We start from the raw sequence: 25,576 nt of genomic DNA, 5'->3' as shown, positions 1-25,576 counted from the left end.
AGAAGGTGTTTGGTCGCCAAGGTCGAGCGTCGAGAAGACGCAGTTCCATTGGATAGAGGATCGTGGATTGGCCGTCTTTTCCCCACCAGGAACCGCGATATATCGGCCGTCGCGCCCTGCCCGATCCGCCGCGGCTCCATCATGGAATTTTACCCGCCGCTTTGCTCAGCTGCGCCAATGCATCTTTGATCGAGTCCTGTTGCGCCTTGGCGTAGAGGTCGAGTTCATTGGCGACTTTCGCACCCAACCCCTGCTCGAAAGCCTCCCGGTTGGAGCGTTCTGAATAGTTCTGCTGCTCGTCGGCACCCAGATTCGATTGAAAAATCCCCGCGGCGCTAACCGGCAGAAAATCTTCATAGATGATCGGATCGAAATCCAAATGGCCGCGAGCGACAAGCTCGTCAACCGAGGCCGAAATCCTCTCTTGTGCAACGTTCTTAAGGCCTTCCCGAGTCGGGGCGTAGCGGAAATAGGCGAGTCCCTGTTCACGCAGCGCGCTCCAGCTATCGGGAAACTCTTTGAACCGCTCTGTCAATTGGCTCTCGTAAGCACCGGCATGAGAGCCTGACGCGCCAACCCGGACATCGCGGCGAACCGAGGCCAGCAGCTTGTCATAGAGCTTGCGCCCCTTCACAGTGAGCGCCACGCCGCGTTGCTCGATCTCGCCGAACCGAGCCGTGTGCCTGCCCTCAACCAGTCCGCCGTCTGCGGCTTGGAACTCGATCCGCTCCTCGAGCGCCTTGAAGCTGGTCTGGCGAAGCAGGATCGGGCATTTTCGGCGTGGCGGGCCTTCAATGACGGCCTTGGGCGTGATGCCGCGTTTTGGCATGGCGACTTGCACGGCGTCGATGTCAAGCGTGCGCGGCGTCAGGTGATTGATGTGCGGCCCGCGGAAACTCACCACGTCGGCAATCAGCCGGTGCGCGCCGTGTAGCTTATTGTAGGTGGCTAGCGTCACTGTAGCGTCGCTATGCCAGCGGAAGGTTTCCAATACCTCAAGCACGAACTCCTCGGACTCGGCCACGTCAAGTCCGCCTCTAGCCTCGAAGAAATCGACGAGTTCGAGTGCGCGGGGGGTGAATATCCGTCGATCTGAGAGGATACCCGCCGCCATTTTCCGAAGCGCTTTGTCTTCGATCAATTCCAAGCGAAGAAGCGAGGCGAAGACGCGGAATGGATTGCGTCGCAACGCCTCGTCTGCGACGGGGCGGAAGGCGGTGGAGTGCACAGGCACGCCAGCGAGCGAAAGATCATAGTAGCCGACCGGATGCATGCCGAGTACCGCAAAGACGCGACGGATGTTGAAGAGCTCTTCCTGCGTGCCGAGACGAATGGCGCCGTGACGTTCAACACCGAGCCGATCCAGCTCACCGTTTCGCCGCAACGCCTGCCCCATCTCCGGGTCGTTCGCCAACGCCGCAGCATTGACCTCGGTCACGAGTTCAATGAGGGTGCCGTATTGTGGCACCTCTGCGCGGTACATCTGCGACATAGCATGCGAGAACAGCGAACGAATCTCGTCGGCATGGACTTTCATCGAAGATATTCTGCCTGGCTTCACTTGAGCATGCATGGTCATCTGGACCTCCTGAATGCCAACTCGTCAAAGAAGTAGCCGCCGCTTAGGGCAACTTCGCCGATCTGGATACGATCAAACCATTGTTCCGCCGACTTCGATATCGACATCTATTCAGAAGTTCATTCCGGATAGGAATGAATAGAAATTGCGTCCCAATGGATCGCCCTGACGATGAAGAATCGATCGGCAAGATCATGCAATCGCAGATGTCCTAGGTGTTCCAGGCGGCAGTTCGCACGTCACGACAAGGAATTCTCTGACGCAAAGTGCTGTGAGCCCCAAGGCAAGATGCTGGACTCACAGCGGAGCAGAGTTTTCTTGCCGTGAACGCGGACCATCCACCTAACCGGTTGACGTTGGCCGGGGCAGCTAGTTGCATTCCATAGCCAGCCGGTCGCGGCCATTGCCGCCGATCGATAAGGTCGCCGGAAGGCCACAGGATAGCCCGCTCACGCGGCAACCGTGACGCTGTGCCCCTTCACGCTCTCTGCCTGCCGATAGTAAACGCCGAAGCGGTTGTGCAGAAAGGCGTCGAGTGCAATGTCTTCCTGGCGAATAAAGCCCTGGCCCGGGATCTTGCCGTCGGCAAGCAGATCGAGGACAGCGCAGATACTGGACGCGGTCGTGATTTGGATCGCGCTCGTGATGCGCCCATCAATCTCCGCGCTGTAAATCTTGTTAGCGTAGGTTTCCTGGATCAAGCGCCCGTTTCTACGTCCCGAGACGGTCACAAAGACAATCACAACGTCCTGTAGCGTGGTCGGCAGGGCGTGTTCGAGTATGTCCTTGAACACATCTCTGCGGTGTCGTAGCCCCAAGTCGTGCAAAAGCGCCTTCATGATAGCAGCATGACCGGGATAGCGAATGGTGCGGTAGTTGAGCGTGTTGACCTTGCCCTTCAACGTTTCGCAAAGCGTGCCAAGGCCGCCTGAGGTGTTGAAGGCCTCATAGGTGACGCCGTCGAGCGAAAATTCTTCGCGCTCCTCCAGTGCCGGCACTTCAACGAGTTGGCCGTTTACGACTGCCTCGCAGGGCTGGATGTACTCGTTGATAACCCCGTCGGTGCTCCAGGTCAGATTATAGTTCAAGGCATTGCTGGGAAACTGCGGGAGTGCGCCGACGCGTAGGCGTACGCTATCCAGGCTATCGAACTTGCCCGCAAGATCGCTCGCGACGATGGAGATGAAACCGGGCGCCAGCCCGCATTGGGGAATGAATGCGGTCTTGGCTGTCTCGGCGATCCGTTTCACCTGCCGAGTGGATTCAACGTCCTCCGTGAGGTCGAGATAATGCACCCCTGCTTTGGCCGCCGCATTGGCGATGGCCACGGTGAGATGGAAAGGCGCTGCGCTTAGAACCGCGAATTTACCGGACAGCAGCGCACACAAGGCTGTCTCGTCGGTGATGTCGAGGTATGCCGTCGAGAGCGCGGGACCGCTTTCAATTTCCGACAGTTGTTCAGCGCTGCGGTCGACGACAGTGACATGATAGTCCCCGCTATCGGCGAGCAACCGCGAGATCGTGGAACCGATCTTCCCTGATCCGATGATGACGACGTCTTTCATTATTTTCCTCCTTCAAAAGCCCTATCTGACGCCGTGATACTCTCGGGCCGCGCGGTTGATTTGCAGTGTTAAATTTTATAAAATTTGTGGCTCTGTTTGACACATCGTAGGACTCAGTTGAACGAAATGCAGGTTTCTGCAAAAGATCGCCAACTTCTCATGCTGCTCGCAGAAGACGCGCGCACGCCGATCTCCGTCCTTGCTCGCAGGCTGGGCTTGTCTCGCACGACCGTTCAGGCTCGGCTCGACCGCCTGGAGCAAGAAGGGGTTATCGCCGGATATGGCGTGCGCCTGTCAGACAGTTATGAGCACGGCCTGGTCCGCGCCCATGTCATGATCGTCCTTAAGACCAAGGCACTGAGCGCGGTCGTTCGCGCACTCCGAGCCCTTCCGGAAGTCATGTCCGTCCATTCGGTCAGTGGAGCCTTCGACCTGATTGCCGACGTAGCTGCGCCATCGATCAGCGAGCTTGATCGGACAATCGATGTGATTGGGGAGGTCGATGGCGTCGAGAAAACCCAGTCGTCGGTCATCCTGTCGACGCGATTCCAACGATAGAAGTCCACGCGCCGGATTGGTGCGTCGGGGACCCTCCGAGGCCATTCAATGGCCAAGCAAATATCTTGTCACCACCGAATGCCTGCGGGAAAAACCTGTTGAAACGAACCGGGCGAACGTATTAGACACGAAGCATGAGTTCCGCTCATAGAAGGTGTTGAGCCTGTGCACTCGGTGGGTCACCACAATCTCCCGTCCTATGCCCTGTTGCGCAGCTTCGAGTGCGCCGCGCGGCACGAAAGCTTTACCCAGGCGGCGGAAGAACTTCATCTGACGCAAAGCGCAGTCAGCCGACAAGTCAAAGAACTCGAAGACATGATGGGCGCGACATTGTTCAGGCGGGTTGGACGACGCGTCGTATTGACGGAGAGTGGCAGGCGGTTTGCCGCGGATCTGGCTGTCGATCTCGAGAATCTCAGGCAATCGGTGGCGCGGGCGATTGCCGTCGGCGAGCGAATTTCGACGTTGCGCATCGGCATCCTGCCAACATTTGCCAGTCGTTGGCTGATCCCGAGACTGGCAACGTTTCTGAACGATCATCCCAACATCGAGATCAGATTGGAGACCCGCACCCTGCCGTTCGATCTCACGCGAGAGCGCTTCGATGTTGCGATCCATTTCGGAAAGGCCGACTGGCCAGATGCACGCATGACCAAGCTGTTCGATGAGGAAATGCTGCCGGTCGCATCCCCGAGATTTCGCGACATGCAGATGGCAACCGAGCCCACGCGTCTCGCGCAGGCTCCTCTTCTGCATCTCATTACTCGCGAAAGCGCTTGGATCGACTGGTTTGCCATAAATGGGATCAGCGACAGGCGGCTGCTGAGCGGCCGACATTTCGATCAGTTTTCCATGATCATCTCGGCTGCCGCGGCCTCTCTCGGCGCCGCCCTTCTTCCGAAATATCTGATCGAGTCGGAACTCGAGAGTGGAATTTTGATCCCACTCAGCGACACGGCCCTGAAGACGCATAACAGCTATTTTGTGGTGAGCGCGGCCGGCGACGTTAACCCGCAGGTAAACGCATTTACGCGCTGGCTACTGTCGGCCGCACGGCGCGGCAGCATGCACTGGGCCCGGCATGATGGAAGGCTGTAAAGGGGCTTCGACGCCGACCAGGAACCAATCATTTTCGTGCGGCTGCAAGCTCCACGGCTACGCTGCGTTTGAACAATTCAAAACGGCGTTTGTCCACGGACGAGTATGACTGGGCAGAAGTCTGAAATGGTCTTTGAAGGCTTTTGAAAAATGAGAAGAGGAAACATATCCGCAGGCCACGGCCACTTCAATGACCGACATATCTGTGGTCTCAAGAAGTTGTCGCGCCTTTTTTAACCTCACCTGAGCGTAATAATTCATTGGCGTGGTCTTCATATGTTTTATGAAGAGACGTTCAATTTGGCGACGCGATAAGGACACTATCTGGGCGATTTTCTTGAGGGGCAACGGATCCTCTACATGCTTCTCCATCAGCTTGATGACACGAATGAGCTTTTCGACGGCTCCGGTGGCGCGAAGTCCAATCGGCACCGATTGACAATGGCTACCAGTACGAAATCTGTCCGCGCTCAACTGAGCACAAATTTGGCGCGCAAAATCCTCTCCGCGCGTAAGGTGGATCATTTCGGCTGCGAGATCGAACGCTGCGAACTCGCCGGCGCAAGTCGTAACGGAGCCATCCTGGACAAAGAGGCAATCCTCGGTGACCAACTCCGGGAATTTTTCGGCAAAAGCTGCTAGTTTTGACCAGTGAACCGTACAGCGCATGGCGCCATGCAAGATCCCTGCGTCGGCCAACAACCAAGCTGCGGTTCCGAGGGCAAAAATTGGCAATTTGCGACGATTTTTCATGCGCAAAAGAGCTGAGATCAGAGGTGATCTTTGCTCTTCGATGCGCTCACCACCTATTAGCACCACGGGTGAATCGTCACCGCCATCTTTGTAGGTTTTGATGTCGATGTCGGGTGCGATTGCGATGCCGCTTGAGCTCACAACCGGGCTACTCATCCCGATAACGCGCCACGCAAACAGCCTTTTGCCGGCGCTGCAATTGGCTTGATGAAAAGGTTCTACAAACGAAGAGAGACTAAGCTGCGAGAAGCCTGGTAGAACAAGGATGCTGAGCCTAAGCGTCCCCTCATACGAGGCATTTTCGCCCTGTGAGCCGCCATCGAAATGGGCGCCCGACACGGATGAGTCTGCATTCAGGGCTTCAGCCATAATTAACCCTGTCTCGGCTGATCGCTTTCTCCCGCCCCAAGCCCGCCAGAAGGAGAGCCATGCGCGCCACGTTGCGGTTATCCTCGCCACCCTGGTTGGCGCAGCCCAAGAAGACGTCCTCGACTGCTTTGAGATTGAGCTGCGGGTTACGTGCCGCGAGCGCCTTCAGCGGCACCGCCGCCAGATCATCGGCCCGGACGGTGGCGAGCGCGCCCGCGAAGCGGCCGATCGGCGTGCGGATGAAGTCGCAGATGAAGGCCTCGGGCATCATCATGCTCCTCCCGTCCCTGCCGCCACCTTCTCACCCCTATGGGCAGCCTCGGTGCGTGCCTTGAGATCGCGCAGCGTGGTCAACTCGCGCACCGTCGGTGGGGGCGTCTCCTCGAGAGGATCGGCGAAAACGACCTTCCAACCGCAGGTCGCCTGCACGGCGTCGCGGGTCACACCTGGGTGAAGCGAGGCCACGGTGAACGCCTTGGTTACGAGATCGGTGACGAGTAGCGTCGGTCCCTTGGTCGTGATGCCAAGCTTCGCCCGCGCATCCCCACCGTCGCCATGACCGAAGGAGGTGAAGAAGTCTATCTTTTCGACCATGCCCCTCAGCGACTGCTTCATTGTGATGAAGACCTCGCCGCAGGAAGTCGCGATCTCTGGGGCCCCGCCGCCTCCCGGAAGCCGCGTTTTCGGATGATGATAGTCGCCGATGACGGTCGTGTTGATATTGCCGTGGCGATCGAGCTGCGCAGCGCTGAGGAAGCCCACTGTAATGCGCCCTTCCTGCAACCAGTAGCGAAACATTTCGGGCACCGACACCGTCGTCACAGCCGTTTCGCAGAGCTCCCCGTCGCCGATCGACAAGGGCACCTCCGGGGCGGTGCCGATCGTGCCGCTCTCGTAGATGAGCGTGATGCCAGGCGCGTGTGTCAGACGCGCGATGTTGCAGGCGGCAGACGGCGCGCCGATGCCGACCAAGCAGACATCGTGGCTGGAAAGCGCCCGCGCGGCGGCGATCGTCATCATCTCTTCCGGCGTAAACCCCGGCCCACTCATGCCGCCCTCCGCAAATGGCCGACGCGGCTCGCGAAGACTTCAGGCTTCGCGTCGAGCACATGTTTTTTCATCCATGCGCGGAAGCTCTCGCGGTCAGCAGCGACGTGGTCCCATTCGAGATAGGTCGCATTGTCGCGCGCATAATAGCCATGTGCATACGAGGGATGCGCACCTCCCGGCACGACAGCTATCGCCCTGATCGTCCAGTGAGGCAGAACGCAGCAATTGGGGTGCACACCGGCGAAGTCCTCGACGACTTCCTCCACCGTCACCACCGCACGCTTGGCAGCCAGCACCGCTTCTTTCTGAATGCCGACGATACCCTCGACAAGCACGTCGCCTTTGCGGTTCGCCTTCTGGGCGTGAATGAAGGTGACGTCGGGCCTGAGTGCCGGCACTGCGGCGAGCGGCTCGCCGGTAAAGGGGCAGGTGACCGATCTGATGTTCGGATTAACTTCGGTCAGCCCTGCACCGCGATAGCCGCGGAATACGGCGAATGGCAGCCCCGCTGCTCCCGCCTCGTAGGCGTTCGCCATACCGGCATGGCTGTGCTCTTCGATCTCGACAACGCGCGGATAGCAATTTTCGAGCGCGTCGCGGCAGCGTCGCAAAAGCCCGACGCCGGGATTGCCGAGATAGGAGAAGATGAGTTTTTTCGCCATCCCCATTCCTACCATCTGGTCGTAGACGAGGTCCGGCGTCATGCGGATCAGGGTCAGTTCCTGCCGCCCCTGCCGGATCGCCTCGTGTGCCGCCGCGTGCGGAATGAGATGCGTGAAGCCCTCAAACGCCACGGTGTCGCCATCAACGAGGTTCTCCGCAAGGGCTTCGGCCAGGGAGCAGAACTTCACCACGATTGTGGGCTCCAGGTTTCACTTGCTCGCTGCGCGCAGCTACAGATAACGCTTCATCTTGCGAAGGGCCGTGAGGACCACAGCGGCCATGTCATCTATGTCCTGCCCAGACATCGCCGTGGACAGGAAACCGGTGCCCGTTTCCACCATGAGGAGGCCACCGTCGAACAGATGCCCGACGAATGCCGCGAGAAGTGCAGCTTTCTCCGGCGAGAGATAAGCCTGCCGGTAGTTGTCAGGCGCGTGCGCGGACAGGTGGATTCGAAACATCGAGCCTCGGCCGGTAACACAGGCAGGCACGCCGGCGATCTTGATCGCTTCGCCGATTGAGCCACGCGCGCGGTCGCCAAGTGCATTGAGCCTGTCGACAACCTCCCGATCGTACAACTTCATCGCCGTGTGGCCGGCAATCATCGTAATTGGGTTTGCCGAGAAAGTGCCGGAAAGCGGAAAAGGCGCCGGGCCGTTTAGGGGGTTCAAGACCTCCATCACCTCCGCGCGTCCAGCGATGCCTCCGACGGGAAACCCACCTCCTATCATCTTGCCCAAGGCGGTGATGTCCGGCTGAACATCATACCATTGCTGCGCGCCTCCAAATTTGCACCGGAACGTGATTACTTCGTCGAAGACGAGGAGCGCCCCATTCTGTTCGGTCCAGCGCCTCAGCGCTTGAATGAACGCTTCTGCCGCCGGTATTAGGCCTATACGATGAGGAAGCACATCGACGAGCACGCACGCCAATTGGTCGCGGTGTTCGTCGAGTATCTCGAGCGCACGTTGGACGTCGTTGAACGGGATCACGACAACATCGTCTAGTAGGCGCTGAGGCGTTCCGCGCGACACCGCGACGCTTGACGGTCGCTCCGCCTGCCCCCAATTGTCCGGCTTGGCTGTCTGGCTTGCCTCGGCGTAATCATAGAGGCCGTGATATGCTCCTTCGACCTTTGCGATCTTCGGCCGCCGGGTGAATGCCCGCGCAGCTTTGAGGCTCGCCATTACCGCCTCGGTTCCCGAATTGACGAAACGGATCCTCTCAAAGGCAGGATTGCGGCTGCGAATATACTCGGCATAATCGATCTCGGCTTCGGTGCCGAGGGTAAAAGCGGTTCCTTTCGCCAACTGCAGGCTGACAGCAGCAACGATCGCCGGGTGTGCATGCCCGTGAATCAGCGAGGCAATATTATTCGCAAAGTCGGTGCGACGGACGCCCTCGACATCATAGACGTAGCACCCTTGCCCTCGCTCAGCGTAGATCGGATGCGGCTTGCGCAGGATAGTGTTTCGGCTGCATCCGCCAGGCAAAACCGATTTGGCGCGCTCGAACAGAGCTGCACTTTTCGACGTTTCCATATGCAAATTCGCGTCCACGCGCATCTCCGATAGCAGCTAGCGGTCCAAATGGCTGAACTTGCCTTGCACTCCATCCCACGCCGCTGCGTCGGGAAGTGGTTCTTTGGAATCAGTTATGCTGGGCCACAATCGGGAAAGCTCTTCGTTGAGCTCCAAAAAGTGCCTCATATTTGCCGGCAGGTCTGTATCCCGATAGATCGCGTTTGCCGGACACACCGGTTTACAGGCATCGCAATCAATGCACTCCTCGGGGTGAATGACGAGAAAGTTCGGCCCCTCGTAAAAGCAATCGACCGGGCACACATCGACGCAATCGGTAAATTTACACTTGATGCAGTTCTCGGTGACGACATAGGTCACGTCCAGCTCCCATATCGTTGAAAATGGCGGTATCCTGGTGGTCTCCGCCCTTACTCCGCGGCCTGCAGGAATGCGGGATTGATCCCATACATGGAATAGAGACCAGCCTCGTCGAAGATGACGCGATCATCATAGCCGCTGAACCAGATTGCCTCCGGATTTCGGCCAACGATGGTGACCTTGCACCGGTCGCGTGCATCAGCGGCCGAACGTAACAGCTTGAAGATCACCACGCCTTTGTCACCGCCAGGGACACCAGGTACCGGCTCGTTGGTAACGGCCGCCACCTCGGTCTTGCCCTTGTAATGAGTGATCGAAAGCCGCGCATGGGCCTCGACGCCGGATAGGCCCTTCTGCGACTCGTTCAAAATCTGCCATGCCCGCTCGATTGGCACATTGAATGCCTTGTGCCCGACTATGTCGCGACCGCAGAAGAAATAGTGATTGTTGATGCCGTTTCGTAGCATCTCGCGCTGCATGATCCGCAGCGCTTCGGCATCGTCGTTGATATCGCGAATGATCGGAGACTGATTGTGGATCGTAATCCACTCACGCCGAGCAAGTTCCTTGACCGCAACCCGCGTTTCGGGAATCCACTGCAGCCCACCGCCATGATTGTCGAGGTAGCCGCCATCCGGTGTCTTGCGGAGAAACTCGTCAGGATGGTTGAAGTGCACCATCATCCGCAAGCTGACTTCCGGGTAGGCCTCGTGGAAAGCGTCCAGCATATCAAAGAAGGTTTGGTCGAAGCGCTGCGGGTGAAACGCCAGCTCCTTGGTTCCGATGCGGATATTCTCGACTCCGGCTTCCGCGAGCCCTGCCAGCCATGCAGCAATGTTTTTGTTTCCCAGAACCATGGGATCGCCGCCTGACATCAGGATCTCGCGAAGCTTCTCGCGGCCCGTCTCTGGATGGCGACCGCCATTCGCGGCCACCGCCCTGTTGTGCTCGCCAATGTATTCGACGATCTCGCCGAGCTGCGCCAAGCCTTTAGGAGCAACTGTCCCATCCTCGCGGGTGATCTCTTTGCGGCCGATCAGTTCCTCGCGATAGCAGAAGCGGCAGTGGGCGGAGCAGGTGGAGGCCACATAGAGCAGGCCAAGCTCATATTTATGGATCAGCCCTTCGCGCGGGCTGTAGGTCATTTGTTTGCCCGGATCTTCGGCACCGTCGAGATCGTAGGTTTCTTTCGGACTGGCTTTCACCAGCGTCTGCATCGGTCGGCTGTACTGCGCCTGCTCATAATAGTGCCGCGTGATCTTGATCGGCATCCGGGCTTCCAAATCTCTCGGCGTGCCTTTCAGCTCAAGGATTCGGTCCAGCTCTTCTTGTGAATAGAATCCCTGCATGTCCTGGGACACGTCACCGGTGGCGAACTTAGCTATGCCGGTGATGATCTGCCGGTCGTACTTGCCATTGACCACTTTGCCCAGAAACGCCTGCTCGCGCGGCGATGGCTGGTATTTTTCGATGCTGTTCACAGCACGAACCTCCAGGTTGCAACATTCGAGGCGTCGCGGATAGTCGTTGCGTCACGATCCGGCCAACATCCTGATTTCATTATTCATTGTTGGTTGTTATGTCTTGACTTACAAACGCATTTTGCTCACCAGTCCATGACTCCTGATCATGAGGACGCTTACCCGAAAAGCTGGGGCAAAGCCGGTGTCGGTCACTGCGCAGACCTAGGAAGCAACTCGCGCTCAATCGCAGGTCTTTCTTGAATCGCCCTGTGAAAGTTGTCTAGGTGGGGCTGCGACCGAACCTCTTTCGGTCAAGGATTGGAGGAGGACGTCGCATTCTCTCTCACACGCTGCGCCGCCGTTTCTAGCGCGTGCCAGAGCGATCCGGCGAAAGAGCGCGCCCCCAGCACTGCGACGTGAGTTTTGCTCCGGCGGATCACGAAACAGCTTATATCCTCAAGGCCGGTTCGCGTCGCGCTGCCCGGACCAAAATTGGCGACATCAATGTTGACCAGCTTCGACAACAACGCCTCGATAGGCGCAGCGCCCGACCGCGAAACAATCTCGAACACGGTCCAGCCATCGGTCTGCTCGGTTACCGTACAATCGGGCGAGGCCTGCTTCAGATCGGCCGCGAAATTCTCCTCGGCACGGCCCTCGGCTTCGATCATCCATTGATCCGGGCTAACCCAGAAGGCGGCCACGCCCTGCCCTGCCACCCAGCGGCCCGGCTCGGGAAGATGAAGGGCGAAGGGCGCTGGCTTTGTCGAACCGCGTCGACGCGCCAGAGAGGCAAGGGCCAGTTCCGGGGTCTCCCGGATGTCCAGAGCCGCAAAGGCTGCTCGGCGGGGTTGCGCGGCGGCGAGCGCCGTGAAGGCGTTAAGGTCAGTCACGCAGACGTGCTCCTTCTGGATCGACGAAGTGTGCCGGTACGATGCGCAGGCTTTCGCTTTCGCCTTCGACCGGGTTAGCGGCGACGATCACCTCGCCTATGCGTTGGTCGCCCTTCTCCAGAAAGCCGAGCCCGATCATCGACCCGACATGCGGGCTGTAGCAGGCCGATGTGATCCAGCCTTGGTCAGTATCGAGATTTTGCGGTGCCCCCTTGGTGAAGAGATGTGACCCGGCAACAACCTTGCCTGCACGCTCGACGGGCTGCAGACCCACAAGACGGCGCATATCGCCCGCTAGTCCCTCACGTCGCGACATGACCGCGCCGATGGCGTCCTTCTTCTGCGATACCATCTTGCCCAACCCGAGCATCGCGGCCGTGCTCTGGCCATTCAGCTCGGAACCACCAACGTGGCCCTTTTCGACGCGCAGCACGGATAGCGCTTCAACTCCGTAGGGCATCACTCCCAGATCGGCTCCCGTTTCCATCAGCCGCTCCATCAGCGCTTGGCCGAAGCGGGCCGGCACCGCGAGTTCGTAAGCGAGCTCGCCCGAGAAGGAGATCCGGAAAAGCCGTGCGCGCAACCCACCGCAAACGGTCAGTTCTGCGCAGGCCATAAAGGGGAAGGCGTCGTTCGAAAGGTCGAACCCGTCCACGATGCGGTCAAGCAGGACCCGCGATTTTGGTCCGGCGACGGCGATCTGCGCCCAGGCGTCCGTCGTGGAGATGATCTGCGCGTCGAGCTCCGGCCAGAGACATTGCCGCGCAAACTCCATGTTGCGGTAGACCAGCCCGGCGTTAGCGGTTGTCGTGGTGACCACGTAGTGGTCCTCGGCCAGTCGAGCGCAAGTGCCGTCGTCATAGGCAAAACCGTCTTCGCGCAGCATTAGCCCATAGCGGACACGATCGACCTTCAGCGTGTCTATCACGTTGCTATAGAGCCGGTTTAAAAATTCGCCTGCGTCGGCGCCTTGCACGTCCACTTTGCCGAGGGTCGATACGTCACATAAGCCCACAGCGCTGCGCACTGCCTTGGTCTCACGGTCAACGCTTTGGCGCCAATGCGTTTCGCCCTGACGGGGGAAATATTCGGCTCGCATCCACTGGCCGGTCTCAACGAAAACGGCACCTTGGGCTTCAGCCCAACAGTGAGTCGGTGTCAGGCGGCGCGGGCGGAAATGCGGCCCTGTATCGCCGCCGCCCAGGACCGAGATCGTCACTGGAGTATAGGGCGGGCGGAAAATTGTCGTTCCGGTTTCCGGGATCGATTTCCCGGTCAGTTCCGCCATTACGGCGAGCCCCGTGACGTTTGCGGTTTTGCCCTGGTCCGTGGCCATGCCCAGCGTTGTATAGCGTTTCAAATGCTCTACCGCACGCATGTTCTCGGCATGAGCGATCTTGATGTCCTTCACCGTCACGTCGTTCTGGAAATCGACCCAGGCGCGCTTTTTGCCCGGTACATGGAAAATGGGCGCGACGCCGTATCCCGACTCCTCCGGCTGCGGCAGAATGGGCAATGCTGCCACAATCGCGAGTTCGTTCAGCGCGCGCTGTGCCGCCTCGGCGCCGGAGCGGAGTGTCTGGGCAGTCGAAAAATGACCCGCCGCCGCACCCGCTGCAAACAATCCCGCTGGACCATCAGCGCCCGGCAGGAACGCCTGCAGCGTTTCATTCCAAACGGGCCGGCCGCAATGATGGGAGGTCAGATGCACATTCGGGTTCCAGCCGCCCGAAACACCCAGCGCGCCACACTCGAACCATTCGCGGCGGCCATTCGCGGAAACCTCTATTGCTGTCAGGCCCAGCCGCCCACGCGAACCGGTCACCATGCCACCGGCAATCACGCGATAATCGCCCCAGGAGGCTATGGCCTCGCGACGCGCGTCGATAACAGCCGCGACATGGACACCCTTGGCGGCAAGGTCACGGGCAGTGCGATGGCCATCGTCGTTGTTGGTGAAGACCGCGACCGTCTTAGACGGGCATGCGGCCCAGCGATTAGCGTAAGTCCGCATTGCTCCCGCCAGCATGATCCCGGGACGGTCATTGTCGGCAAAAGCAATGGGTCGTTCCGTGGCACCCGCCGCCAATATCGCGCGTTTGGCGGTAACGCGCCACAGCGTCTGGCGGACCTTGTCGCCCGGTTCCGCAAGATGATCGCTAACCCGTTCCACGGCACCGTAGATTCCGTGATCAAATACGCCGAACACGGTGGTGCGACGCATGACGCGAACGTTCGGCAGGCTCTCAAATTCAGCCTCCAACGCGGAGATCCAGTCGGTAGCCGGCGCCTCCTCCAACGTTTCCGTCTCGGCCAAGAGTCTGCCACCCAAACGGAAATCTTCATCGGCCAGGATCACGCGTGCACTTGAGCGCGCTGCTGTCAGTGCCGCCGCAAGTCCGGCCGGGCCCCCGCCGATGACAAGGAGGTCGCAATGCAAGAACCCCTTGTCATAGGCATCGGGATCAGCCTGCATGGACAGACTTCCGAGGCCTGCGGCTTTCCGGATCGCAGGCTCGTAAAGCTTTTCCCAGAAGGCTTTGGGCCACATAAAGGTCTTGTAATAGAAGCCAGCCGTGAAGAATGGGGACAGCAAATCATTAACCGCTAAGGCATCGAAACCGAGTGAGGGCCAGCGGTTCTGGCTTCGCGCCACAAGCCCTTCGAACAACTCCGCAACAGTGGCACGCGTATTCGGCTCCTGACGAGCGCCCGAGCGCAGCTCTACCAAGGCGTTCGGCTCCTCGGAGCCGGCCGAGAGCACGCCGCGCGGACGATGATATTTGAAGCTGCGACCCATCATGCGCACGCCGTTGGCCAGGAGCGCCGAGGCAAGAGTATCACCTGGATGACCTTGGTATCGCTTGCCATCGAAGGTAAAGTTCAGGGTTTGGGAGCGGTCGACCAGCCCGCCGGCCAGCCGGCTCATTGAGCGCTCCTTTTGCGCGCCAGCGCGACATCGCGTGCGAGTTCAGCGCCGAGGATTTCGTGCGTTGTTGTGTTACGCGTCACGACCAGCCATGACCGATCGCCCTGCTCATGGAACCACAGCTCGCGGTGTACACCCGCCGGATTGTCGCGCAGGAAGACGTAGTCGCAGAAAGAGTGCTCCGCGTCAGACCTGGTCGCGTCGGGACGGTCAAGGAGCCGGACATCACCGAGATAAATAAATTCTCGCGCATCACGCGAACCCAGAATTGGATGAGGAATTAGCATTCGGTCGACCTCAATGCAGGTTGGGCTGTGCCCCAGTGCCAGTTTCATCAATTACATAGCCGCGTGAGAACCGATCGAGCCGATACGCGCGCGCAGTCTGATGTGGCGATCCGGTGGCAAGCAAATGGGCGAAGGCATAGCCGCTGGCAGGCGTCGCCTTGAAGCCACCAATGCACCAGCCGCCGTTGAAAAAGAGACCTTCGACGTTCGTGCGGTCGATGATCGGTGAGCCATCCATCGACATATCCATCAGGCCGCCCCACATGCGCAGGACGCGGGCACGCCCTATCATTGGCATCAGCGCCAAACCGCATTCGGCCGCATGTTCGACCACAGGCAGGTTGCCCCTCTGGGCGTAGGAATTATAGCCATCGATATCGCCACCGAAGACGAGGCCGCCCTTGTCCGACTGGCTGATATAGAAGTGTCCCGCTCCGAAGGTGATGACGCCAGGAAGTACGGGCTTCAGGCCTTCCGAGACGTAGGCTTGCAAGACATGGCTCTCCATTGGAAGCCGCATCCCCGCCATCGCCATGACGCGGCCCGATGAGCCAGCCACCGCCACGCCGACCTTGCCGGCACTGATATAGCCACGCGAGGTCTCGACACCGCGGATCTTGCCATCAGAAATCCGGAAACCTGTCACCTCGCAGTTCTGGATCAGGTCCACGCCGTGGCTATCTGCACCTCGGGCGTATCCCCACGCGACACCATCATGACGGGCCGTACCCCCGCGCGGCTGCAGCAAACCGCCACGAATCGGAAAGCGCGCATTGTCGAAATTCAAGAAAGGAACCATCGCGCGCAGTTCTTCACGACTCAACAACCGTGCGTCGGCGCCAGCAAGTATCACTGCGTTTGCTCGACGTCGAAATGAATCGCGCTGCGAATCCGAGTGGATGAGATTGATGACTCCGCGCTGGGAGACCATCGCGTTGAAGTTGAGTTCCTGCTCCAATCCTTCCCAGAGCTTCATAGAAAACTCGTAGAATGGCTCATTGCCGGGAAGCAGGTAATTCGAACGAATAATGGTCGTGTTGCGGCCGATATTCCCCGATCCGAACCAGCCCTTCTCCAGCACAGCGATCCGGGATTGCCCAAACGCCTTGGCCAAATAGTAGGCGGTTGCTAAACCGTGACCGCCTCCGCCGACGACCACATAGTCATAGTCTGATTTGGGCTCCGGATCGCGCCAAAGCGGGCGCCAGCCCGTATTCCCCTTGAGCGCTTCGGCAAATACACGGAAGCCCGAGAATTTCATCGCAATGGTCCTTTATCGGCAGCGCAACGATGTGCTAACAACAGGCATTCGTCCCTGGATACCGACTGGCAAAGCAGGTACGACTAGGCGCGGCTTTTGGGATTTTCCGTTTGGCCTTAGGTCTGTTCCGCTTCTGCCAACAGGTAGTCACCCCTGGCCGATCGGGAGCTCGAAGTGGCGGAGCTTCCCTTACAATGCAATGGCGTTGCCGCAGGTCCAGCGACTTGTCATTGCACGATGAAATGCGCCCGCATCGGCCGCTTCCCTCGATCTTATGACGCCGATTTTTCTTCGACGGCGACAGCTCCGATAGGGGATCCCTTCGGAATCGTTGGATGGGTCATGCGCCAGAGGAGGAAACCTGTGTCGGGTGCGACGATTTCTTCAAGCGTCTCGCCGAAGAGATTGCGGACGGTACCAAGGCGCTGACCCTTCGTGACGCGATCCCCCGGCTCAACCTCAGCGTGAAACTCCCCATCGACCGGACAGTTAAGCCAGATGTAACCATCGCACGCTGCCCGGGCATTCAGGAACTGGCTCAGCGGCGTGTCCAGGATCCCAAGGGTCCGAGCAACATTTACAACTCCTTCGAAATGAAAAGAGATCGAACCCTCGTCAAGGAGCCCGTTCGCACCCGCCTCCGACATCAACGCAAGACGGTTGTTGCGAACAAAACCCGTCGGAGCCCGACCAGGCTTATCCATGTAGGCTTCCGGCAGACCCATTACGATTTCTGCGTCGAAGCACATCGCCATGCGCCTTCCCAAGGTGTCGAGTTCGACATTGCTGGTGTGCTGGAAGATTGAGAACTTAGAGACGTTCTCGCGCAGGTCGCCTCCATGCATGTCAATGTAGCAATCTGCACCTACGCACCATTCGTTCATAATCGAATCGCACAGCGCTTCCGAAAAGGTTCCATCGCTCTTGCCTGGGTATGTGAAGTTGATATTTCGGCCATCGATAGGACAGACATATTCGGTGTATTTGTAAAACGCCGGCTGGTTAATTATTGGAATGATTGAGACGGAACCCTGGATCGTTTCCGGATCGAACACTCTTTGCAAACGCACAGCAGCTTCGATCCCAGCTACTTCGTTGACATGAACCCCGGCAGAAACACAAAGCCGCGGACCCGGTTTTCTGCCGCGGATTTCGCAGAGCGGCCAGCTGTAATCCGCCAGAATAGGATTGTCGAAGCGCAAATGCCCTCGGAAAACTCCGATCTCCCCATATTCACAACTGTTGTTTGAGCGAGTGATTTGCATTGACTTCCCTTCCGATCAACTGTCCATATGCCAATGGCAGGATTGCGGCTGTAGTTTCTGTGCGGCTAGTCATTCACAATGAAGCTATGACGTGCAGGCATCCCGCCGGCTAATGCTTGCTTCGTGCCTCGATGAACCCATGGCAGCAAAACGCAACTGGTCCGGTCATAATGACCCTATCATCGTCAAGCAATTCAATATCCAGCTTCCCGGCCGGGAGATGAACGGCCACCGTGGCAGAGCTGACGAGGCCCCGCTTTACCGCTGCATAAGCGGCGACACATGCGCCGGTTCCGCATGCCCTAGTGATTATGCCCTGGCGTTCCCACACCGCTAGCCGGAGCGATCGTTCGTCAAGAATCTCGGCGGCACCCACGTTGGCACCCTCTAGAAAAAGAGGCGTATGATGAACAGGTGGGGCATAACGAGCCATGTCGATGCCATCGAGCCTATCGACAAAAAAAACGGCGTGAGGATTCCCGATATAGAGTCCAACGCCATCCGTGAGCGGGCCACTTTCTACAGGGAGGTGAAGTGTATCAACCTCCTTGGCCAAGGGAATCTGCCGCCAGTCCAGGCTTATTGGTCCAAGCGTGACGCTCACCTCCATTGGCCCGGCCATGCGACACTGCACAATGTCCCCCGCCAATTCCATCTTCAGCTCGTTCACACCTGCTTCCTGAAGCAGCAGATAAGCCATGCAGCGCGTTGCATTGCCGCAAGCACTAACTTCCTTGCCATCGGTATTAAAGATTCTGATCGCCGCGTAAGCGCCGGCGCGTACCCCCTCGTCGGACGCCCGCTCAATGGTAAGCAGTTGCTCGCCCCCCACCCCGACATTGTCACTGCATATGCGAACTATGTCTTCAGCGTCTAGGGGCTTGTCTCCGCCGCGCCGATCAAGAACGACGAAGTAATTCTCAAGTCCATGCATTTTGATGAATGGCCAATACTCTCTGGATTTGATCGGAGATGGTTGCGACAGAAGGTCGGTGTATTTCATAGCCTTGTTCATCTAGAGTGCCTTTCTGATACTCGCCGCAGAAGCTACGGCCGCAACTTGCCATTCCGTCTCCTTCTCGAGCGAAAGCAAGGCTTCCACAGTCTGCCTCCGCCGGACCACTCCGAACCGATCGCCATCGACCAGGACTTCAGCCGCGAGATCGCGTGCGTTGTACGTCGATGCCATAGAGGCTCCGTAGGCTCCGGCGCACCCGAAGGCGAGCCGGTCGCCCGATCGCAGTCCCGGTAGATTTCTATAGGTTCCGAATATGTCCGAACTCTCGCAGACCGGACCTGCAAGCTGGTAGATATGTGACTTGCGGTCGTTATGCTGCTTCAGAGGGAAAACAGGATGAACTGCACCGTAGATGGCAGGACGCATTAGATCATTCATGCCTGCATCGACGATGACAGTCAGCCGGTCACCAGTTTTTTTGACGTAGAGCACCTCGGTGACCAGAATCCCGGCAGGCCCAACCAACCAGCGCCCCGGTTCTACGGTTAGCTCGCAATCGAGTCTGCCAACTGTCGCGCGCACGATCGTCGCGTACTCGGCCACGTCCGCACTTGGCCCATCATCATATGGGATGCCGATACCGCCACCCAAATCCAGACGACGAACAGACAGATTTCGCGAACGTAACAACGTTACCAGATCAGCGATACGAGCATAGGCGGCGCGGTAAGGCGACAGGTCAAGAATTTGCGAGCCGATATGGACGGCAAGTCCCACCGGGTCGAGCTCCGGCGCAGAAGAGGCCTTGGCGTAAAGAGCAGGGATGTCCTGGAAGGCAATCCCGAATTTATCGTCCTTCTTTCCTGTGCTGATCTTGGCATGAGTCCCAGCGTCCACGTCCGGATTTACCCTTAAAGCAACCGGGGCGCGCACGCCGAGAACTCGGGCTACGTCAGCGACAGCGTCAAGCTCAGCCTCCGACTCAATATTGAACTGGTGGATACCAACCTCCAGCGCGCGACCGATTTCCGAACGCGTCTTGCCGACCCCAGAGAAAATAATCTTGGAGGCAGGGACACCCGCCGCTAAAGCGCGCTCCAGCTCCCCCCCCGACACGATGTCCATGCCGCTGCCCAGACTGGCCAAAAGGCCAAGGACGGAGAGGTTGCCGTTGGCCTTAACAGCGAAGCAGATGGCAGCGCCGACAGGCTCAAGCGCGCCGCTTAGGGTCAGGTACGCCGTTCTTATCGCGTCGGATGAGTAGCAATAGAACGGTGTAGGTACTGCTGCAGCGATCGTATCGACGCAAACGCCATCCAGGTGAAGAGCTTGATCGCGGTAGGCCAGCTGTTTCGAGCCATTCGCGCCGCTCTTCGGGTCGACCAAAACCTTCGCATACTCGGTCATCCGGTGTCCTGTAAATCTTGATGTGCGGTTGGGGCCTTAATTTCCAAGGGATCATTCCAGAAAACCCTTGGCCGGGAAAATAGATTGTCATAGTTGTTTAATTTATTTTTGATATATGAAGGGGAGGAAACATTGCGGCTCAACCAGCGCCAGATGGAGATTTTTAACGCCATCATGGTCCATAAGAGCGTGACGGCAGCGGCAGCCTCTTTAAGAACATCGCAACCAACCGTTAGCCGCGAGCTGCGCGATCTTGAGAAGCAGATAGGCTTCGATCTGTTCAATCGGTTCGGCAAGCGCCTAACGCCCACAAGTCAGGCGCAACTGTTGCATTCGGTGGTAGCGCGGTCGTTTGTTGGCATGGAAGAAATCAGCCGGGTGGCCACGGCGATCAAAGGGCATAACGCCGCGCACCTTCGGATTGCCTGCCTTCCGGCTTACGCCGAAGCGTTTCTGCCCCACGTGACATTTCGTTTTTTGAAGACCCGTCCACAGGTCCATCTATCGGTGCATTCGCTGGAAGAAGTAGCGCTACGGCACGACATGACGACGCAGTTGTTCGACATCGGCCTAACTGAAGGAAGCTATGATTACGACGAGGCAACTACCGAAAAGATCGACGTAAGCGAGCTCCTGTGTGTTCTTCCCGCCGGACACCATTTGACGGCAAAGGTGGTTATTGACCCGCAGGATTTCCAAGGAGTGGCGTTTGTCTATTTTTCCCAAGAAGACCCTTACAGACGCACGCTGGATGAGATTTTCGATGCCGCCGGTATTGTGCGCCGGTATACTGTCGAAACGACTACCGCTACAGGTGTTTGCTCAATGGTGGCCGCCGGAGTCGGCGTTTCCATCGTAAATCCATTTACAGCCGCACATTACGTCGATAGAGGTATTGTTTTGCGAAAACTGAGCGTTCGTGTGCCTTATCATGTCTATCTGTGGAGACCTGCAAAGGGACTCCGCTCTCCGCACGCGGACCAGTTTGTTCGAGTCCTGCGCCAGGTGACGGAAGAAATGAAACAGCGATTGAAGGTGATATTGGCAGATTGATCGAGCTATGGACCCCTGCCCGGGGCACTCTGCTTCGGGGCCGAACCGCCGCGGGCGTTTGGTAGTAGCTTCACGATCATCACCACGTCCAGCGCCTCCTCCACGACGCTGCGTTGGTTCGCCGCCGCTGGAGCGGTCTAGTGCAAGCGCCCTAACAGGCCGTTCCATGGTCCGAAGCGGACGAACGACACGATGCCTCGACCACCGATCCGGATGCCAGGCTCTACAAGAAGGCAAAGGCAAGGAGACGAAGCTATGCTTCATCGGCCATGGGCTGATGGAAAACCGTCATGGCCTGCTGGTCGATGCCTACCTGACACTGGTCGACGGACATGCCGAACACGTGGCCGCGCTGCACATGATCGAGCCTCGTGCCGAACTCTCATCGAGCATTCGTTGACGAAGTCCTCCGCGTCGTAGGCCTTGTCGGCACCGAGCGTGATTGCCTGCGATCGGTTGACGCCGCATGTGGCGCAGAAAACAAGCGGTCGCAGTTCGGCGATCGATCGCCGCACTACCCGCCACGGCAGCTAAAGGAAACAAGAGCGGCGAGCGAACCGCAGGCTTTGTCCGATGCGTTACGGAAGCTCGATCTGCCGCTGGAGCGCATCGGGCTGGAAGTGTGCTCGCTGACGGCCTGGCTTCACGATGGATTGTGTGCCGAAGGCCTGCCTGCGATCTGTATCGAGACGCGCCATGCCAACGCGGCCATGAAGACGATACCAACAAGACCGATGTGATACCAGTCCGGTGAAACCGACATACCGGGCAGAGTCAGCCGCTGCGGCGACGAACTCGCCCGCACTGTCCTCTACGAGGCAGCACATTCGCTGTTTGTGCGCTCGAGGAAATGGTCGAGCTTGCGCGCCTGGGGCATGAACATCGCCAAACGCCGCCGCATGGCGCGAGCCGCGTGGCGGTAGCCCGCAAGCTGGCCGTCATCCTGCACCGCATCTGGGCTGACGGAACCGAATTCCGCTATGGAAAGGAAGCCGCCGGTCCCGCATCGACATGAAATAGGACAAGGAACAAAACGAACACAGATAGTCGTTCGCCCGAGAGGGTGATCCGGATCGTTCCCGTTGGGAGCGATGGGCAAGGTGATCTCGTTAGCAGGCAGGATCCTGGGCAAATTCTCCAAGGTCGTTCAACAGATTGAGATGCCTCGCTCTCCTAACCCCATCATGCGGCGGCGGCTGCGCGCCGACCGCGAAGAGAAGATCGAGTGACCCGCAGGGCGACGTGATCCGGAAAATGATAGGAAAAGCTTGACCCATCGACCCAATTAGAGAAGCCTCCTAAGCCTCGCGTGGTCGAGTCGCGTGGATACTTGTGCCGCTTCCCATCGGCGGCACAAGCCAATTAGGCCAACCTTTGCCCAACCGATCATGTCGGATACAGCGGAAATTTCTTCGCCAATGCCGACGCGCGTTCCGCAATGCTCGAATCGATTTCCTGGCCTTGCCCCGGGTTTTTTGCGAGTCGATCGAGAACGTCGGCAATGATCTCTGCTAGTTCCGATGCTTCAGCGTCAGCCATTCCACGGGCAGCAATCGCAGAGGTCCCAATACGGAGTCCGGAGGTGACATTCGGTGACTCCGTGTCCTGCGGTACCAGGTTGCGGTTTGTCGTCACCCCATGAGCTTCCAACGCCTTTTGTGCGATATCGCCTTTCAGTCCGCGCGTTCTCAGGTCAACCATTGTGAATGGCACATCTGTTCCGCCGGTCACAATTTTGAAGCCGCGTGCGCTCAATCCACTCGACAGTGTTCGCGCGCAACTGAGTACGCGTCTCGCGTAGTCAATGAACTCGGGCTTAAGGGCCTCGCCGAAACAAACAGCCTTCGCTGCGATAACATCAGGGAGCGGCCCGCCCTGAATGCCGGGGAACACCGCTGAATCAATTTTTCGACCCAAGGCAGCGTCGCGAGTAAGTATCAAGCCTCCTCGAGGGCCTCGCAGATTCTTGTTCGTCGTCGTGGTGACGACGTCCATGTATGGGAATGGACTCGGATACTCTTTTGCGGCAATCAATCCGGAAAAGTGTGAGACGTCCGCGAGTGTCATCGCCCCGACTAGGGCGGCGATAGATGACACCTTGGGGAAGTTAATAGCACGAGGATAGGATGAGCCGCCGACGATGATGAGCTTGGGACGGTGCTCGCGAGCAAGCCGCTCCATTGCTTCGTAGTCGATGAACCCGTCAGCCGTTGTTCCGTATGAGATTGTCTTGAACCAACGACCTGATAAGTTCGATTTAAGCCCGTGGCTCAAGTGCCCGCCTGAAGAAAGGTCCATGCTTAACACGGTGTCTCCGGGGCTCAGTAGCGCGAAGTACACCGCCTGATTGGATTGTGTGCCGGAATGGGGCTGCACGTTGGCATGACCCGCCGCGAACATAGCCTTAGCGCGCTCGATGGCTAGTCGCTCGATGCCGTCGACGTTTTCGACACCAGCGTGGTATCGTTTTCCTGGGTAACCTTCCACTGTGGCGAATACAACGATAGACCCCATGGCTTCTCGCGCTGCTCTACTGAGGTAGTTTTTTGGCGCGATCAATTCTATTTGACCACGTTGCCGTGACTCTTCGGCTGCTATGTAGCGAGCTACTTCGGGGTCCGCTTGGGTGAGTGGCTCCTCGAAGAACCATCTTTTTGCTGTCATTCCAAATCTCCTCTCGGTCCTATTAACACTATTGCCGGCGACAATGCTGTACTATAAGACAGCAAAACTTCTGAGATAAAAGCTGGGGCTTTCGATCATTTCAGAATTATCGCCAGGACGACGACTACTACGAGTACATACTCTGTAGCTATACTGTGATAAGGTGCAACTTTGAAGAATAGATGTCTTTGGAGAGCACACCAACTGCTGGAACGACACTCATTCGCGCGCACGAAAATCGTGGTAAGCTTCGCTGAAGCTATCCGAGACAAATGTCCCCGCAGCGACAGACACCTAGAATCCAATCTTTAAATGGATCATTTCAGAATTCGCTTAGTCTGGAAAATACAATATCGTGACCTTTTAATTCGTATCTGATATGCTCGGGTGAGAAGGAGCGAGCTGCGGGTGAATGCTGCAACGGCTGGCCTCAATCGCAGAGGCGTCAACTGATCCTATGCACTCCGAGACACGCACACCGGGCGGTACGAAAAAAGCCGGAATGTCACAGCAGCATCAACCGCTGATGGTCGTCAGGCCTATAACCCAGCGATCCATATCAGACGCGAATTTCAATCTCAAAAAGAGATATTTGTCTGAAAGCTACCGTCACTGATAACCATTGCAGACAACCCGTGCGCTAACGCTCGTTAGGATGCGCATCATGTTTACCGTTTGGGAGCTACGATGATCTTTGGGACCCGTGATTCTGCAATTGACGTCATACGTGCCCGCGTAGGGACCTATGCTTATGGAATGGGCCTGGGGGTAATGCTGGTTGACGAGGTTTACCCCGGCTTCCCCGGCGATGTCCGGAACGCAAGCGCGTACCCCTTCCCGATACAGTACGACATAGTCCAGGGCGTGGATATCGATAAGCTCGTGTTTCACGAGGAAAAATCGGCTTGTCTGGAGCCGATACTTCAGGCCGCGCGCCGACTCGAGCGCATTGGTTGCCGAGCCATTGTCGCCGAGTGCGGTGGCTTCGCATACTTTCAGAAAGAGGTGGCGGCCGAGGTGTCCGTGCCTGTATTCATGTCAAGCCTTTTGCAGGTGCCGTTCGCGCAACAGATGACAGGAATGTCAAAAAAGGTTGGGATTGTGTGCGCCTACCGGGAGCATCTGACCGAACACCACCTCGTCAGCTGCGGAATTGATCCCGCGTCGAATCTCGCAGTCATGGGGGCATGTGACGACTACTCCTGCCCGGAGTTCGATAACTTATGGAACGCAAGCAAGCGTCCGGCGATCCCTACAGCCGGTTTTGCGCGCGCCGAAACCGATTTCGTCAGCGCCTGTAAGGACTTTGTGTCCAAAAATCCGGACCTCCGCGCACTGGTCTTCATCTGCACGGGTTTTCAACCGTTTGCACGGTCTGTTCAGCGCGAAGTGGGTCTGCCCATCTTCTCTTGGGGCACTCTGCTCGATTACGCTTTTTCGATTGTCTCTCATCGCGACTACTACGGCTACGTGTGAGCGGCGCTATCGAATCGCGTTTGCTCGAGAGCGGGAAAATAGCTTGGGGTTGAGGGCCTTTTGACGGGACTTGGGTGACGCCTAGGCCTTCGACAAATAGCTGCGTTGGTTTGGTTGTGTGCGTCAAGTTCCGCAAAAAGGGCGGTCATGAAGCTGATCATGCGGCTTGGCGTAGGGCGAGCTTCTTGTGCTCGCGCAGATCGTCCATATTGATGTGGCGGTTTGCGGCCATCTAGCCCGCTTGATGCACGGCGATCGGCTTTCGGCGGCCTGCATCGGCGATCTGGCCGCCCTCGGAGTGCATTTTGACAAGCCTCGTCGGGCGCCGGCGATGATCCGTCGTGATGGAAGGCGGGGGTTTGCGGGTTGAGGTCGGCGGGTTTG

Annotated in this window: 21 protein-coding genes and 3 pseudogenes; 7 read left to right on the top strand and 17 right to left on the bottom strand. The window is 58.0% G+C overall.

Annotation, left to right across the window (positions count from 1 at the left end):
* Positions 1 to 139: 139 nt before the first annotated feature.
* Together hglS and CKW40_RS37285 are read right to left on the bottom strand one after the other, a co-directional pair.
* A complete protein-coding gene (gene hglS / locus CKW40_RS37290) occupies positions 140 to 1,579 on the bottom strand; it encodes a 2-oxoadipate dioxygenase/decarboxylase HglS (protein WP_244571447.1) in 1,440 nt (479 codons plus the stop codon).
* Positions 1,580 to 2,028: 449 nt separating this feature from the next.
* Positions 2,029 to 3,144: a saccharopine dehydrogenase family protein gene (locus tag CKW40_RS37285; RefSeq protein ID WP_095204666.1), complete on the bottom strand. Its 1,116-nt coding sequence runs from the start codon at positions 3,142 to 3,144 to the stop codon at positions 2,029 to 2,031.
* 126 nt (positions 3,145 to 3,270) lie between these two features.
* Here CKW40_RS37285 and CKW40_RS37280 point away from each other — a divergent pair, with 126 nt between their 5' ends.
* The gene (locus CKW40_RS37280; protein ID WP_095204680.1) at positions 3,271 to 3,702 is read left to right on the top strand and encodes an Lrp/AsnC family transcriptional regulator; all 432 of its coding nucleotides are present in this window, start codon (positions 3,271 to 3,273) and stop codon (positions 3,700 to 3,702) included.
* 174 nt (positions 3,703 to 3,876) lie between these two features.
* Positions 3,877 to 4,800, top strand: a complete 924-nt coding sequence (locus tag CKW40_RS37275; protein ID WP_244571446.1) for a LysR substrate-binding domain-containing protein — start codon at positions 3,877 to 3,879, stop codon at positions 4,798 to 4,800.
* A gap of 57 nt (positions 4,801 to 4,857) precedes the next feature.
* On the opposite strand, the gene CKW40_RS37270 is transcribed toward CKW40_RS37275, so the two are convergent.
* The 14 genes and pseudogenes from CKW40_RS37270 to lysA all read right to left on the bottom strand — a co-directional run bounded on the left by CKW40_RS37270 (position 4,858) and on the right by lysA (position 19,999).
* Positions 4,858 to 5,922: a GlxA family transcriptional regulator gene (locus CKW40_RS37270; RefSeq protein WP_095204664.1), complete on the bottom strand. Its 1,065-nt coding sequence runs from the start codon at positions 5,920 to 5,922 to the stop codon at positions 4,858 to 4,860.
* A 37-nt stretch (positions 5,923 to 5,959) separates the two neighbouring features.
* A pseudogene (locus CKW40_RS37265) lies at positions 5,960 to 6,190 on the bottom strand (thiolase family protein); the annotation flags it as partial.
* A gap of 2 nt (positions 6,191 to 6,192) precedes the next feature.
* The gene (locus tag CKW40_RS37260; protein ID WP_095204663.1) at positions 6,193 to 6,972 is read right to left on the bottom strand and encodes a CoA-transferase subunit beta; all 780 of its coding nucleotides are present in this window, start codon (positions 6,970 to 6,972) and stop codon (positions 6,193 to 6,195) included.
* Positions 6,969 to 7,826 (bottom strand): CoA transferase subunit A, encoded by an 858-nt coding sequence (locus CKW40_RS37255; protein WP_095204662.1) that lies wholly within the window; start codon positions 7,824 to 7,826, stop codon positions 6,969 to 6,971. The genes CKW40_RS37260 and CKW40_RS37255 overlap by 4 nt, the downstream gene beginning before the upstream one ends.
* A 39-nt stretch (positions 7,827 to 7,865) precedes the next feature.
* Positions 7,866 to 9,194 carry an aspartate aminotransferase family protein gene (locus CKW40_RS37250; protein ID WP_198421181.1) on the bottom strand — a complete coding sequence of 443 codons (1,329 nt, stop codon included), beginning with the start codon at positions 9,192 to 9,194 and terminating at the stop codon, positions 7,866 to 7,868.
* An 18-nt stretch (positions 9,195 to 9,212) separates the two neighbouring features.
* On the bottom strand, positions 9,213 to 9,536 hold the full coding sequence (gene fdxA / locus CKW40_RS37245) for a ferredoxin FdxA (protein WP_095204660.1): 324 nt from the start codon (positions 9,534 to 9,536) through the stop codon (positions 9,213 to 9,215).
* Positions 9,537 to 9,586: 50 nt separating this feature from the next.
* Complete coding sequence (locus CKW40_RS37240; RefSeq protein ID WP_095204659.1) at positions 9,587 to 11,017, bottom strand: KamA family radical SAM protein; 1,431 nt, start codon at positions 11,015 to 11,017, stop codon at positions 9,587 to 9,589.
* Between the two features lie 293 nt (positions 11,018 to 11,310).
* Positions 11,311 to 11,892: a sarcosine oxidase subunit gamma gene (locus CKW40_RS37235; protein ID WP_095204658.1), complete on the bottom strand. Its 582-nt coding sequence runs from the start codon at positions 11,890 to 11,892 to the stop codon at positions 11,311 to 11,313.
* A complete protein-coding gene (locus tag CKW40_RS37230) occupies positions 11,885 to 14,821 on the bottom strand; it encodes a sarcosine oxidase subunit alpha family protein (RefSeq protein ID WP_095204657.1) in 2,937 nt (978 codons plus the stop codon). The genes CKW40_RS37235 and CKW40_RS37230 overlap by 8 nt, the downstream gene beginning before the upstream one ends.
* The gene (locus CKW40_RS37225) at positions 14,818 to 15,108 is read right to left on the bottom strand and encodes a sarcosine oxidase subunit delta (RefSeq protein ID WP_095204656.1); all 291 of its coding nucleotides are present in this window, start codon (positions 15,106 to 15,108) and stop codon (positions 14,818 to 14,820) included. Before CKW40_RS37225 ends, CKW40_RS37230 begins: the two co-directional genes overlap by 4 nt.
* 10 nt (positions 15,109 to 15,118) lie before the next feature.
* On the bottom strand, positions 15,119 to 16,369 hold the full coding sequence (locus CKW40_RS37220) for a sarcosine oxidase subunit beta family protein (RefSeq protein ID WP_095204655.1): 1,251 nt from the start codon (positions 16,367 to 16,369) through the stop codon (positions 15,119 to 15,121).
* A gap of 272 nt (positions 16,370 to 16,641) precedes the next feature.
* The gene (locus CKW40_RS37215) at positions 16,642 to 17,634 is read right to left on the bottom strand and encodes a M14 family metallopeptidase (protein ID WP_095204654.1); all 993 of its coding nucleotides are present in this window, start codon (positions 17,632 to 17,634) and stop codon (positions 16,642 to 16,644) included.
* A gap of 109 nt (positions 17,635 to 17,743) precedes the next feature.
* Positions 17,744 to 18,649: a diaminopimelate epimerase gene (dapF, locus tag CKW40_RS37210; protein WP_244571444.1), complete on the bottom strand. Its 906-nt coding sequence runs from the start codon at positions 18,647 to 18,649 to the stop codon at positions 17,744 to 17,746.
* The gene (gene lysA, locus CKW40_RS37205; RefSeq protein WP_095204653.1) at positions 18,650 to 19,999 is read right to left on the bottom strand and encodes a diaminopimelate decarboxylase; all 1,350 of its coding nucleotides are present in this window, start codon (positions 19,997 to 19,999) and stop codon (positions 18,650 to 18,652) included. It lies immediately after the preceding gene.
* A 132-nt stretch (positions 20,000 to 20,131) separates the two neighbouring features.
* Between lysA and CKW40_RS37200 the strand changes: the two genes are divergently transcribed.
* The 4 genes and pseudogenes from CKW40_RS37200 (at position 20,132) to CKW40_RS44155 (ending at position 22,281) form a co-directional block, all read left to right on the top strand.
* Positions 20,132 to 21,052, top strand: coding sequence for a LysR family transcriptional regulator (locus CKW40_RS37200; RefSeq protein WP_095204678.1), 921 nt, complete (start codon positions 20,132 to 20,134; stop codon positions 21,050 to 21,052).
* Positions 21,053 to 21,214: 162 nt separating this feature from the next.
* A pseudogene (locus tag CKW40_RS46090) lies at positions 21,215 to 21,432 on the top strand (IS5/IS1182 family transposase); the annotation flags it as partial.
* Positions 21,433 to 21,792: 360 nt separating this feature from the next.
* Positions 21,793 to 22,067, top strand: a pseudogene (locus CKW40_RS46085) (IS110 family transposase); the annotation flags it as partial.
* Between the two features lie 76 nt (positions 22,068 to 22,143).
* Entirely contained in the window at positions 22,144 to 22,281 is a 138-nt protein-coding gene (locus CKW40_RS44155) for a hypothetical protein (RefSeq protein WP_179298252.1), read from the top strand.
* A 157-nt stretch (positions 22,282 to 22,438) separates the two neighbouring features.
* Here CKW40_RS44155 and glyA read toward each other — a convergent pair whose 3' ends face one another.
* Positions 22,439 to 23,716 carry a serine hydroxymethyltransferase gene (glyA, locus tag CKW40_RS37185; protein ID WP_095204652.1) on the bottom strand — a complete coding sequence of 426 codons (1,278 nt, stop codon included), beginning with the start codon at positions 23,714 to 23,716 and terminating at the stop codon, positions 22,439 to 22,441.
* Between the two features lie 687 nt (positions 23,717 to 24,403).
* Between glyA and CKW40_RS37180 the strand changes: the two genes are divergently transcribed.
* On the top strand, positions 24,404 to 25,192 hold the full coding sequence (locus tag CKW40_RS37180) for an aspartate/glutamate racemase family protein (protein ID WP_095204651.1): 789 nt from the start codon (positions 24,404 to 24,406) through the stop codon (positions 25,190 to 25,192).
* Positions 25,193 to 25,576 lie beyond the last annotated feature (384 nt).

Origin of the sequence: Mesorhizobium carmichaelinearum (genome assembly GCF_900199455.1) — a bacterium.
GTDB classification, from domain to species: domain Bacteria; phylum Pseudomonadota; class Alphaproteobacteria; order Rhizobiales; family Rhizobiaceae; genus Mesorhizobium; species Mesorhizobium carmichaelinearum.
The sequence above is the reverse complement of the archived record's forward strand: the minus strand, read 5'-3'. Positions and strand labels throughout refer to the sequence as shown.

Bases quoted from the DNA above. Each gene is read 5' to 3' on its own strand.
- dapF (WP_244571444.1), bottom strand. From the start codon at position 18,649: ATGAACAAGGCTATGAAATACACCGACCTTCTGTCGCAACCATCTCCG.
- CKW40_RS37215 (WP_095204654.1), bottom strand. From the start codon at position 17,634: ATGCAAATCACTCGCTCAAACAACAGTTGTGAATATGGGGAGATCGGA.
- CKW40_RS37260 (WP_095204663.1), bottom strand. From the start codon at position 6,972: ATGAGTGGGCCGGGGTTTACGCCGGAAGAGATGATGACGATCGCCGCC.
- CKW40_RS37230 (WP_095204657.1), bottom strand. From the start codon at position 14,821: ATGAGCCGGCTGGCCGGCGGGCTGGTCGACCGCTCCCAAACCCTGAAC.
- CKW40_RS37225 (WP_095204656.1), bottom strand. From the start codon at position 15,108: ATGCTAATTCCTCATCCAATTCTGGGTTCGCGTGATGCGCGAGAATTT.
- CKW40_RS37285 (WP_095204666.1), bottom strand. From the start codon at position 3,144: ATGAAAGACGTCGTCATCATCGGATCAGGGAAGATCGGTTCCACGATC.
- CKW40_RS44155 (WP_179298252.1), top strand. From the start codon at position 22,144: ATGGGCAAGGTGATCTCGTTAGCAGGCAGGATCCTGGGCAAATTCTCC.
- hglS (WP_244571447.1), bottom strand. From the start codon at position 1,579: ATGACCATGCATGCTCAAGTGAAGCCAGGCAGAATATCTTCGATGAAA.
- CKW40_RS37270 (WP_095204664.1), bottom strand. From the start codon at position 5,922: ATGGCTGAAGCCCTGAATGCAGACTCATCCGTGTCGGGCGCCCATTTC.
- lysA (WP_095204653.1), bottom strand. From the start codon at position 19,999: ATGACCGAGTATGCGAAGGTTTTGGTCGACCCGAAGAGCGGCGCGAAT.
- CKW40_RS37280 (WP_095204680.1), top strand. From the start codon at position 3,271: ATGCAGGTTTCTGCAAAAGATCGCCAACTTCTCATGCTGCTCGCAGAA.
- CKW40_RS37220 (WP_095204655.1), bottom strand. From the start codon at position 16,369: ATGAAATTCTCGGGCTTCCGTGTATTTGCCGAAGCGCTCAAGGGGAAT.
- CKW40_RS37180 (WP_095204651.1), top strand. From the start codon at position 24,404: ATGATCTTTGGGACCCGTGATTCTGCAATTGACGTCATACGTGCCCGC.
- glyA (WP_095204652.1), bottom strand. From the start codon at position 23,716: ATGACAGCAAAAAGATGGTTCTTCGAGGAGCCACTCACCCAAGCGGAC.